Source organism: Arthrobacter sp. EpRS71, assembly GCF_001512285.1.
Taxonomy (GTDB): Bacteria; Actinomycetota; Actinomycetes; order Actinomycetales; family Micrococcaceae; genus Arthrobacter.
This window is the reverse complement of sequence record NZ_LNUV01000006.1, coordinates 2,111,808-2,122,892: the sequence shown is the minus strand read 5'-3', so window position 1 is coordinate 2,122,892 and position 11,085 is coordinate 2,111,808. Positions and strand designations below refer to the sequence as shown.

The following is an 11,085-nucleotide window of genomic DNA, read 5'->3' as shown; positions in this document are numbered from 1 at the left end:
CCAATACCTTCTGCGCAGGTAATTCCTGCACAGGTACCTTAATGCACAGGCCAGTCCCGTAATGACGGGCTGGTCATCAGTTGCAACCCCTACCAGTTAAGCCCCCGGAAACCCAGGTAAGAGGCGCACACTCATGACCCAGCCCGAACACGACCCCTTTGGCTTTGTTGGCCTGACCTACGACGACGTCCTGTTGCTTCCCGGCCACACGGACGTCATCCCGTCCGACGCTGACACATCGTCCCGTATCTCCAAGCGCATCTCCGTTCAGACTCCGTTGCTTTCAGCAGCCATGGACACCGTCACGGAGTCCCGGATGGCCATCGCCATGGCACGCCAAGGTGGTCTGGGCGTGGTTCACCGCAACCTGTCCATCGATGACCAGGCCGAGCATGTTGATCGCGTTAAGCGCAGCGAATCCGGCATGATCACCAACCCGTTGACCATTGGCCCGCAGGCAACGTTGCAGGAACTGGACGAGTTGTGTTCCCGCTACCGTGTCTCCGGCCTTCCCGTGGTGGACACCGACGGACGTCTGTTGGGTATTGTCACCAACCGCGACACCCGCTTCATTCCGGAATCGGAATTCCCGTTGCGCAGCGTCAGCGACGCCATGACCAAAATGCCGCTCATCACCGGTCATGTGGGCATCAGCCGTGAGGAAGCCTCACACAAGCTGGCCACCAACAAGATCGAGAAGCTTCCCCTCGTTGACGAACAGGGCCGCTTGATGGGCCTCATCACCACCAAAGACTTCACCAAGGCCGAGCAGTACCCGTTGGCCACAAAGGATGACGAGGGCCGCCTTCGCGTGGGTGCCGCAATCGGCTTCTTCGGTGACGGCTGGGAACGCGCCATGAAGCTCATCGACGCCGGTGTGGACGCATTGTTCGTTGATACGGCCAATGGTCACTCCCAGGGCGTGCTGGACATGATCCGCCGCCTCAAGTCCGATCCCATTGCCGCGCACGTGGACATCATCGGCGGCCAGGCTGCCACCCGTGAAGGTGCCCAGGCTTTGATCGACGCCGGAGCTGACGGCATCAAGGTGGGTGTGGGTCCGGGATCCATCTGCACCACCCGAGTGGTTGCCGGTGTTGGCGTTCCGCAGATCACCGCCATCTACGAATCTGCCAAGGCGGCAATCCCTGCCGGCGTTCCGCTGATTGCCGACGGCGGCCTCCAGTACTCGGGCGACATCGGCAAGGCACTAGTCGCCGGCGCTGACACCGTGATGCTGGGCTCCCTCCTTGCCGGCTGCGAGGAGTCTCCGGGCGAGCTCATCTTCGTCAATGGCAAGCAGTTCAAGAGCTACCGCGGCATGGGCTCCCTGGGCGCAATGCAGTCCCGCGGCAAGAACACGTCCTACTCCAAGGACCGCTACTTCCAAGCTGACGTCTCCGGAGATGACAAGCTCATCCCCGAAGGCATTGAGGGCCGGGTTGCGTTCCGGGGCCCGCTGGCTTCTGTGGCTTACCAGCTGGTCGGCGGCCTCCGCCAGACCATGTTCTACACCGGCGCCCCCACCATTCCGGAGCTGAAAGCACGCGGCAAGTTCGTCCGCATCACCCCGGCCGGGCTCAAGGAATCGCACCCGCATGACATCCAGATGACAGTGGAAGCGCCCAACTACGGTTCCCGCTGATCCGCCACCTTTTCTACAGTTGTTCCCCGTGGAAGTTTCCACGGGGAACGCCTGTTTAACAGGACGCGGCAGAATTGTCGGTCCCTAAGAATAGGCTGAGCACATGTCAGAAATGCCCGCGCAACCGCGGCACCCGGAGTCTGTCCGGCTGAACTCCGGCAAGCCACCGCCCCGCAAGCTGGCCTTGCGGCCGTACGCACGCGCCGTCGGGCAGGTCCTGAAGGTGAGCTTCAAAGCCTCACCCGGCGCGGTCATCATGAAGGTGGCAGGCTCGTTGATCTCGGCCACCCTTCCGCTGGTGACCACCTACTTCGCCGCTTTGACCACCACGGCGTTGGCGGCCGGATACGCGGGGGACCCCGACGCCGGCCCACGGGCCATTCTGTACGTCATCATCACTGCCGCACTGGGATTGCTTTGGGGAGCCTTCAACAGTGTTGACCGGTACATCCAGCAGCTGATGAGCTTCAAGGTAGGTGCCATCGTGGGGGACATGATGTACCAGCGGTTCCTGGCGCTGGAGTTCTGGCGCTATGACGACAAGGAAACGGTGGATCTTTACGACCGCGCCAAGCGGTTCTCCGATTCCTACGCCCGCGTGCTGGACCGGATAGCTGCCATATTTACGCAGTTCGTTTCCGTGGTCCTGGCCATCGGAGCTTTGCTTCTGGTGAGCTGGTGGATCGCGGTCATTGTGTTGGTGGCCATCGTGCCCAGTGTGTACCTGCAGTTCAAACTGTCCCGTGAACAGATTGCCCACTGGAATACGCAAGTGGATTCGCGGCGCCAACGCCGGATGATCGAACAAAATCTGCTCCGTCCCCAGCACATCGCGGAAATGCGACTTTATGGGATTGTTGGGTACCTCATGGACCTGCGGTCGAGGTTGCGCGACGCCGACGAGCGCAGACGTTTGGACTTCCAAAAGCGTTATATCCCCAAGCAGCTTGCCGCTGATTCCCTACAGTACGGAGCCGAGGTGGTGTCCTTGGTGTGGGTGGTTGGACAAATCATCGCAAGGGCGCAGCCGGTGGGACAGTTCCTCTACGTCCAGCAGATTGTGAGCCGTGCGCTTTCCACCGCCAACAGCCTGGTCTCCTCGCTGAGTTCCATAGATGAGGACCTGGCCAACCTCAAGGACTATGAGCTTTTCATGGCCCTGCCCGTCCCCAGCGGAAAAGAGGAGCCCCTCCCAACATCGCCAACCACCGTGGAAATGCGGGACATCCGTTTCAGTTACACGGGGAGCGACATCGAGGTCATCAAGGGCATCTCCATGACCATTAGAGCCGGTCAGCACATCGCGATTGTAGGGGAGAACGGCGCCGGCAAGTCCACGCTGATCCGAATCCTGGCCGGGCTGTACCGGCCGGATTCCGGCCAAGTTCTGCTGGACGGTGTGGACCTCGCCGGGGTTGAGGTGACCAGCTGGCACCGGCACCTTGCTGTTCTGAGCCAGGAGTTCCTGAAGTACGAGTTCGCCACGGCCGCGGAGAACATCTATCTGGGAGATGTGGACCAGCCCCGGGACGATGACCGCATCCGGCGGGCGGCCGCTGACGCCGAAGCCATGGAATTCATCAACAAGTTGCCTAACGGCCTGGAGAACCACGTCAGCAACTGGATGGAAGACCCTCGGGGGCGCAAGGGAAGCGGGCTATCAGGTGGCCAATGGCAGCGGCTGGCCATGGCGCGGAACTTCTATCGCGACGCCTCGTTCATGGTCATGGATGAGCCCACATCCGCCATTGATGCTTTGGCCGAGCACCGGATCTTCACCAGGCTGTTCGCGGACCGGAGCAGCACCATCATTGCCATCAGTCATCGCCTGGCCACCATAGAGAAGGCTGACATTGTGTACATGCTGGAGGATGGGCGCATTGCGGAGCAAGGCACACACAAAGAACTCGTGGCGTTGAGGGGACGGTACTTCCGGATGTTCGAATCCCAGCTCTCCGTGGATGAGAGCAGTCAGAACACACCCTGAGGCTTAGAGCGGGCCGTATCCTGCGTTGCCGTAGGGATCACGCCACGTGGCGAGGTCCTGCTCCAGCAGCGCCCGGAAACGGGGATCAGTTGCAGCCTTGCGGCGAAGCGACTCCCTCGAACGGCCTGCGATGGTGGCCGGGATGATGATGCCAACCACGAGGAGGCAAACGATGAACCCAAGAATTGTGGCCAGTGTCAGCAGCGCCGCAGGATCCTGCCAGGTGGACGGTTTGGCAGTGAACGCGAACAGTCCCGTGAAGACGAGCAGGACGAACGCCACGAAAGAAAGCGCCCCCCGCAAACTCCCGGGCCCACGATTGACCAGCGCCCGGCCCGTTCGCGGCAACCGGTCCCGTGCCCGCACATAGAAGACGGAGCAGAGCACGGCGATGGTCGCACCGGGAAGGCCGAGGGCAGGAATCAGTGCGAACGTGCCGACTCGAACAGCCAGTACTACACCCAGGAGGACGAGGCTTGCGCCGATCCCGATTCCGGCAGCCCAGGCTCCCATGTAGGAGCCGCGCGCGCTGGCGATTTCGCGCAGGCGGGAGCGCGCATTCGCCGGAGTAACGGCGGAAAGCTCTGTCGAAAGCCAATATTCCAGGGGGCGGGCAGGATAGGACAGCGGAGTGGGGCCTGACTGGTAGCTCACCCGGGATACTGCTCCAACCCTGCGCGGATGCGGTCGTTGAAGTGCTCAGGGGACAAGGGTGACGCCTTCAGGTTCTCGCCTTCACCTGCTGCAATCGACAGGGAGCCGCCAGCCTCCGCCTTAACGTGAACTGCACGGGAGGTTCCGTCAATGAAGTGCTGGCGGGTTGTGGCGGCGGCAGGGAATCCGTCCGGCGCTTGGTTGAGATAATAATCGGCCATCTGCACTGCCGTGGCGATCATGCCTTCGGAGCCCGTCAGGGGATGCAGTTCGTGAACGCCGTACTTGTTCAGGTTGAGCAGCAGCGCACCCTGTTCTGCGCCGAACATAAAGGACACGTGCTCGGAGGAGGGGGTCACAAGAGCTGTTTCCAGCCACGAGGTGGCGTCCGCCAGGACAGCCGTCACCGTTGCGGCCGGACCGACCGGCTGGAGTGAGTCGTTGTCAATCTTCATCAACCCACGCTCCAGCAGCGTGGAGACACCGGCCTGTTCCAGTGGGGCGCCGGCGGCATGGTCGAGGCGGAACAAGGTCTGGCATCTCAAGGCGGCATCCGTGCCAGCTAGAGCAATGAGAGCGATGAGCTCATGCTCGGTGATGAGCAAAGCCGGGATTTCTTCGGTCTGGGTGGTCATTTCTGCCTTCTGTTCAGCGGTTCTGTATCCAGTCTAGGAAGTGGCGCCATTATGTGAGCCATCCCCAGACCTTCTTTGCACCGTCGGCTACAGCCTCGCCAACATCCTGGGCGCCTTCCCACACGTGCTTGGCGCCGTCAGCCACCATGGAAGAAGCGGAGTCATAGCCCATGTTGGTGGCCAAAAGGCCCAGCCCGCCCCAAGCGATGCCGGCGATGGCGCAGGCGGGGCCAATAACCGGCACAAAGCTGCCTACGGCCAAGGCAGCGGAGATGCCGCCGTCCACCGCGACCCCGGGATGTCCTGTCTGGATGCCCTGATAGACCTGCAACCCACCAGTGACAAGACCCAGGGCTCCGGAGAGACGCCCAAGCATCGCGCTGCCGTTGAGTACTTGGGTGCCCTTGACGTAACCGGCACCGGCGCTTTGACCGTATTGGGCGCTCAGCCACGGCCATTTAGTCAGCTCCGTGACCAATCCGCCCCTGGCCATCTGTGCCAGGAGCGAATCTGCCAGCACGCCGTTCGCGGTCACGAGGGCGTTTCCGGCCCACCATTCCGTGCTGCCGGTGACGTTGAAGAGTCCTTCAAGTCCGGTGGCAGGAGTGTCCTGGCTTCCATTGCTGCCAGGAACCTGTGAACTATTCGGTCCGCCAGGGCCTCCTTGGGCGCTGGCCTTGTGCTGTTCGTCGGCTTGGGTGCGGAGCGTCTTGGATACGTCATCCAGGGAACGTGACGCCTTGTGCAGCATGGGCCGCAGTGTGCCGCTCCATTCGCGGCGGAAACGCTCGCCGTCTGTTCCTTTCCATGCAACGCTGGAGATCAGCCCATTAATTTGGAGCTCCTGGTTGTGGAGCTGGCTTCCGGCCTGTCCCATTTGTTTGGATAACGACCGGAGCTGTTCAATATCGGCTCCGAATAATCCAGGCGCCATGGGTCCCCCTTGCATGGTTTGTGTGTCGTGGCAGGCTATCGGATACGTCCGGGGATCTGCCATGGGCACCCCTGCCCATGGGGAAAGCTGCGCGGCACACGCGCGGATGCCTCCCTCGCCGGGGACATACTTCAGCTGTCGAATCGGGGTTACGGGAGGGGTCCAGTAAAGTAAGAGCCGTGACTTATGAGATTGAGATTGGCCGTGGCAAGCGTGGGCGTCGTGCCTACTCCCTGGATGACATCGCGATCGTTCCGAACCGCCGGACCCGTGACCCGAAGGACGTCTCTGTCTCCTGGCAGATTGACGCCTACAAATTCGACATGCCTGTCATCGCTGCGCCGATGGATTCGGTGATGTCCCCGGAGTCCGCCATCGCCTTGGGGCGCCTGGGTGGCCTCGGCGTCCTTGACCTCGAAGGGCTGTGGACCCGGTACGAGGATCCGCAGAAGGTCCTTGACGAGATCGCCGCCCTCGCGGACGAGACCAGCAGCCCTGCCGTGACGCGGCGCATGCAGGACCTGTACCAGGCTCCCGTGCAGCCCGAACTCATCAGCTCCCGCTTGGCCGAGATCCGCGCCGCGGGCGTGACCGTCGCTGGGTCCCTCACGCCGCAGCGCACCCAAGAGCACTACAAGACCGTGGTGGCAGCCGGCGTCGATATCTTTGTTATCCGCGGAACCACTGTTTCGGCAGAGCACGTGTCCAAGAACCACGAACCGCTGAACCTCAAGCAGTTCATCTATGAACTCGATGTTCCCGTGATCGTTGGCGGCGCAGCCGGTTACACCCCTGCCCTCCACTTGATGCGAACGGGCGCCGCCGGCGTCCTGGTCGGATTCGGTGGTGGCGCCACGTCCACCACACGCCGTGCCCTGGGCATCCACTCGCCCATGGCTTCGGCCATCTCGGACGTCGCTGCCGCGCGCCGCGACTACATGGATGAGTCCGGCGGACGTTACGTCCACGTCATTGCCGACGGCGGCATGGGCAGCTCCGGCGACATCGTCAAGGCTATCGCCATGGGTGCCGACGCCGTCATGCTGGGCAGCGCCCTTGCCCGCGCCGAAGAAGCCCCTGGCCGTGGCTGGCACTGGGGTCCCGAAGCCCACCACCTGGAGTCCCCGCGTGGTGACCGCGTCAACGTAGGTACCGTTGGTCCGCTGGAAGAGGTCCTCTTCGGACCAGGCCACCACACCGACGGAACGTCGAACCTGATCGGTGCCCTGCGCCGCTCGATGGCAACCACCGGCTACTCGGACCTGAAGGAATTCCAACGGGTAGACGTGGTCGTCTCGCCGTACCTCGGCTAAACCTCAACCAGGTCCGGCCCGGGAGGAGACCACTCCACCTTCCGGGCACCCTGAGAGTCTGTGCTCACGATCCAGCAGTTCGAGCCCTGCCCAACGAGGCAAGCAGCAAGTAGGGTAGGGGACTACCAGCTGTTGCGTTTGAGGAGGGGTCCGATGAGCAATGTCGCAGGCGGTCCGCAGGTAAATTCACCGGGAGCACTCAGCCCGGAATCCCGCGCCGCATCAATCGAAGTCCTGAAGGCTACTGCTCAGGCGGGTAAAGAGCTCGACATCCTGATAGTCGGAGGCGGCGTCGTCGGTGCCGGCGCGGCCCTGGATGCCGTCACCCGTGGCCTCACTGTGGGCATTGTTGAGGCCCGGGATTGGTCCTCCGGAACGTCATCCCGGTCGTCAAAGCTCATCCACGGTGGACTCCGGTACTTGGAGATGCTGGATTTTGGCCTGGTCCAGGAAGCCCTCCAAGAGCGGGGCCTGCTGATCCAACGCATCGCCCCACACCTGGTGCGTCCGGTCCCTTTCCTCTACCCGCTGACACGCCGTATCTGGGAGCGCCCCTATGTGGGCGCGGGAATCATGCTCTATGACACGTTGGGTCTGACGTCCGGCAACAGCCGTGGCGTCCCCATGCATAAGCACCTGTTCCGGCGCGGAACCCTCCGCGCAGCTCCAAGCCTCAAAGAAGATGCCTTCGTGGGCTCCATCCGCTACTACGACGCCCAGGTGGATGATGCCCGTCTGGTGGTCAACCTTGTCAGGACCGCCGCTCACTACGGAGCCCATGCGGCCAATCGGGTCCGTGTGGTGGATTTCCTGCGTGAAGGGGAACGCGTTGTCGGGGCCAAAGTGGAGAACCAAGAGGACGGCAGCGTCTTCGAAGTAAGGGCGAAGCAGGTGGTCAACGCCACCGGCGTGTGGACCGATGAAACGCAGGCCATGGTGACGGACCGCGGCCAGCTCAAGGTCCGTGCCTCCAAAGGAATCCACCTGGTAGTTCCACGGGACAGGTTCCAGTCCACCGTCGGTCTGATTCTTCGCACCGAAAAGTCGGTGCTCTTTGTGATCCCCTGGGGCCGGCATTGGATTATCGGCACTACTGATACCGACTGGACCTTGGACAAGGCTCACCCGGCGGCTTCCAGCAAGGACATCGACTATGTTCTGGAGCATGTGAACAAGGTCCTCAAACGCCCGCTGACCCGCGAGGACGTAGAAGGCGTGTATGCAGGGCTTCGGCCTCTGCTGGCCGGGGACAACGACTCCACTGCCAAGTTGTCCAGGGAACATGTGGTGGCACATCCGGTGCCGGGACTCGTTGTGGTGGCCGGCGGGAAGTACACCACCTACCGCGTTATGGCCAAAGACGCCGTTGACGAAGCAACCAGGGCCATGGACGAACGCGTGCCATCCAGCTGTACGGAAACCATTCCGCTGCTCGGAGCAGAGGGATTCAAAGCTGCTTGGAACCGACGGGGCAGATCAGCAGAACAGTCCGGGGTTCACGTGGCCCGGGTGGAACACCTGCTCAACCGCTTCGGGTCCATGACCCCGGAAGTCCTGGAGATCATCGCTGCCCGGCCGGAATTAGGAGAACCCCTTCCCGGAGCAGACGACTATTTGGCCGCCGAAGTTGTTTATGCAACAACCCACGAGGGCGCCAGGCACGTTGACGACGTCCTGACCCGCCGCACCCGGATCTCCATCGAAGCCTGGGACCGGGGTGTGTCTGCGGCGCCCGTAGTAGCTAAGCTGATGGGAGAAATCCTTGGCTGGAGCGAGACTCAGCGCGAAAGCGAAATCAAGCACTACCTGGCGCGTGTGGAAGCTGAACGGCTTAGTCAGCAGCAACCCGATGACGAATCGGCAGATGCTGCGCGTATGGGAGTGGATGACATCGTTCCCCTTCGCTGACCAGTTCAAGGGACTGAGGCCGGCAGGCCACACGAAGGGAACACAACTTGGCTGAACCACTCGACCGGTACGACGCGGAACTGACAACCCCGGATACGGTCATCCTTGAACTTGTCGCCCGGGACAAGATCGATGCCGCAGCTCAACTGGCGCACAGGCTCTCCGCAGCCGGCAGGATTTCCAACCTTGAGGGCTTCCTGGGACAAGTGCATTCGAGGGAGCACCAACTTGCCACCGGTCTGCCCGGCGGGATCGGTCTTCCGCATGCCCGCAGTGAGTTCGTGGACAGGATCTCCATAGCGGTAGGCGTGACCAAGTTTGGCCACGCCCTGGACTTCGGCGCCACCGACGGTCCGGCAACCTTGATCCTGCTCATTGCCACGCCCGCCAGTTCCTTCTCCGACCACCTGGAGGTTCTGGCCACGTTGGCCCGTTCCCTGTCCAAGGAGTCGTTCCGGGAGTCCCTGCGCCGGGCCCACGATACCGAGGTTATTTCCGAACTCATCAACTCCAGCCTGGTGTTCTTCGACCACTAAGAGTGGGGGAGGCCTCGTTTCGTTGTTCTACAGCCGGACGAAGTACGGTTAAGGGGTGTTGAAAACCGCGTTGAAACCCCGCTGGATCGCAGGACTGGTCTTTGCGCTTCTGTTGTCCGGGGTGTTTGTGCTGCTCAGCCAGTGGCAGCTCAGCCGGTCTGCCCAACATGAGCCCCCGGCGCCGTCCAGCATCGAAGAAGTAAAACCACTGGTGGATGTCCTCCAGCCGGGCCAGTTCTTCCCCGGTTCGGTCTCGGACCAGATGGTCACGGCCACAGGAAGCTACGATCCCCGGAAGCAGGTTCTTGTTGAGGGGCGTCTCTACGACGACCAAAAAGGCTTCTGGATCGTCTCCGCTTTCGCGGTCACCAACGCCCCGGCCCTGAAAGGTGTCGGCGCCTCGCCGCAGACCTGGATCCCTGTGGCCCGCGGCTGGGTGGCTGAGGCCGACCAAGCCGGCCCGCCGCCGTCGGGAACCATCACGCTGACCGGTCGCCTCATCCCCTCTGAAGCTCCGGTTCCAAACGTCGACGCCGGTCCAGGCCGGGCGTCTGCAGTCTCCGCGGCGGAACTCATCAACACGTGGGAAGTGTCCAGTTATCAAGGCTTCATCGCCGCGACGTCTGAAGTTTCGGGCGGCGTCGCGATTCCCCTCGGAGACGACGTCAAGGCACTGAACATCCCGCCGCAGCCCCCTGCGGAGCAGGTCAACTGGCTGAACCTCTTCTATGCAGTGGAATGGGTTGTTTTCGCTGGGTTCTCGATCTTCATCTGGTGGCGGCTGGTGAAGGACGACTACCGGCGCGACCTTGAAGAAGACGAGGACGAGGATGACGAGTTCGACGACGACGGCCATCCCGGGGCAACCACAGAACCCACCAGCCCAGAGCCAGAACAAAAGGTGCAGCAATGATTGAGCCAAAACCGGCCATCCAGCCCGAACAATCCGGACCCAAGCCCAAGAAGCGGCGCTTCGGTGGGACAGAAGCGCAAATCCGTTCGGCGTTGAAGTTCTACAAAGTCATGGCGTACCTTACCGGTGCCATGCTTCTCCTGCTGTGCGCCGAACTGATCGCCCGCTACGGCTTCGGCGTCTCGCTCTTCGCTGGCGGCACGAATGCAGTTACGGGCCAGCCGTTCGGCTTTGGCTTTGCCGAATCCGAACCCAAGGGAGTCATTGGCGGCTTCAACATCTCAACCTCGGTGCTGATTGTGCACGGTTGGATGTACGTGGTCTACCTGGTGTCCAACTTCCGCTTGTGGTCGCTCATGCGCTGGCCTTTCTCCAAGATGGTCCTTTTGGCGCTTGGTGGAGTCATCCCGCTGCTGTCCTTCATCGTGGAGAAGAAATTCCATGCGCAGGTGGAAGCGGAACTCGCAGCCAATCCGCAGGCGTCCAAGCGCTACTAGCACCTGCGGCATCCACATGTGAGATGCCTAACGGCGGGGCCTTTTTGGGCCCTGGACGCCTTC

10 protein-coding genes are annotated in these 11,085 nt (G+C 62.0%); 7 read left to right on the top strand and 3 right to left on the bottom strand.

All coding sequences use genetic code 11. The annotated features are described in order from the left end of the window. Window positions 1-133 precede the first annotated feature (133 nt). Together guaB and AR689_RS20245 are read left to right on the top strand one after the other, a co-directional pair. A complete protein-coding gene (gene guaB, locus AR689_RS20250) occupies window positions 134-1,645 on the top strand; it encodes an IMP dehydrogenase (protein ID WP_011775516.1) in 1,512 nt (503 codons plus the stop codon). Between the two features lie 103 nt (window positions 1,646-1,748). Continuing rightward, window positions 1,749-3,632 (top strand): ABC transporter ATP-binding protein, encoded by a 1,884-nt coding sequence (locus AR689_RS20245; protein WP_062073073.1) that lies wholly within the window; start codon window positions 1,749-1,751, stop codon window positions 3,630-3,632. Window positions 3,633-3,635: 3 nt separating this feature from the next. On the opposite strand, the gene AR689_RS20240 is transcribed toward AR689_RS20245, so the two are convergent. From AR689_RS20240 to AR689_RS20230, 3 genes are read right to left on the bottom strand one after another with little or no spacing between them, the layout of a single operon-like run. Then, the gene (locus AR689_RS20240; RefSeq protein WP_062073069.1) at window positions 3,636-4,286 is read right to left on the bottom strand and encodes a hypothetical protein; all 651 of its coding nucleotides are present in this window, start codon (window positions 4,284-4,286) and stop codon (window positions 3,636-3,638) included. Continuing rightward, entirely contained in the window at window positions 4,283-4,921 is a 639-nt protein-coding gene (locus AR689_RS20235) for a hypothetical protein (RefSeq protein WP_062073067.1), read from the bottom strand. The genes AR689_RS20240 and AR689_RS20235 overlap by 4 nt, the downstream gene beginning before the upstream one ends. Before the next feature lie 49 nt (window positions 4,922-4,970). Beyond that, window positions 4,971-5,855: a WXG100 family type VII secretion target gene (locus tag AR689_RS20230; protein ID WP_062073065.1), complete on the bottom strand. Its 885-nt coding sequence runs from the start codon at window positions 5,853-5,855 to the stop codon at window positions 4,971-4,973. A gap of 179 nt (window positions 5,856-6,034) precedes the next feature. On the opposite strand from AR689_RS20230, the gene AR689_RS20225 reads away from it, so the two are divergent. From AR689_RS20225 to AR689_RS20205, 5 genes are all read left to right on the top strand, one after another. Next, complete coding sequence (locus AR689_RS20225; RefSeq protein ID WP_024817526.1) at window positions 6,035-7,168, top strand: GuaB3 family IMP dehydrogenase-related protein; 1,134 nt, start codon at window positions 6,035-6,037, stop codon at window positions 7,166-7,168. A gap of 153 nt (window positions 7,169-7,321) precedes the next feature. Next, window positions 7,322-9,076, top strand: a complete 1,755-nt coding sequence (locus tag AR689_RS20220) for a glycerol-3-phosphate dehydrogenase/oxidase (RefSeq protein WP_062073063.1) — start codon at window positions 7,322-7,324, stop codon at window positions 9,074-9,076. Window positions 9,077-9,123: 47 nt separating this feature from the next. After that, the gene (locus AR689_RS20215; protein ID WP_062073061.1) at window positions 9,124-9,612 is read left to right on the top strand and encodes a PTS sugar transporter subunit IIA; all 489 of its coding nucleotides are present in this window, start codon (window positions 9,124-9,126) and stop codon (window positions 9,610-9,612) included. Window positions 9,613-9,667: 55 nt separating this feature from the next. Beyond that, a complete protein-coding gene (locus AR689_RS20210) occupies window positions 9,668-10,525 on the top strand; it encodes an SURF1 family protein (RefSeq protein WP_062073059.1) in 858 nt (285 codons plus the stop codon). Further along, window positions 10,522-11,022, top strand: a complete 501-nt coding sequence (locus AR689_RS20205) for a DUF3817 domain-containing protein (protein WP_017200326.1) — start codon at window positions 10,522-10,524, stop codon at window positions 11,020-11,022. The genes AR689_RS20210 and AR689_RS20205 overlap by 4 nt, the downstream gene beginning before the upstream one ends. The last annotated feature ends 63 nt before the right edge of the window (window positions 11,023-11,085 follow it).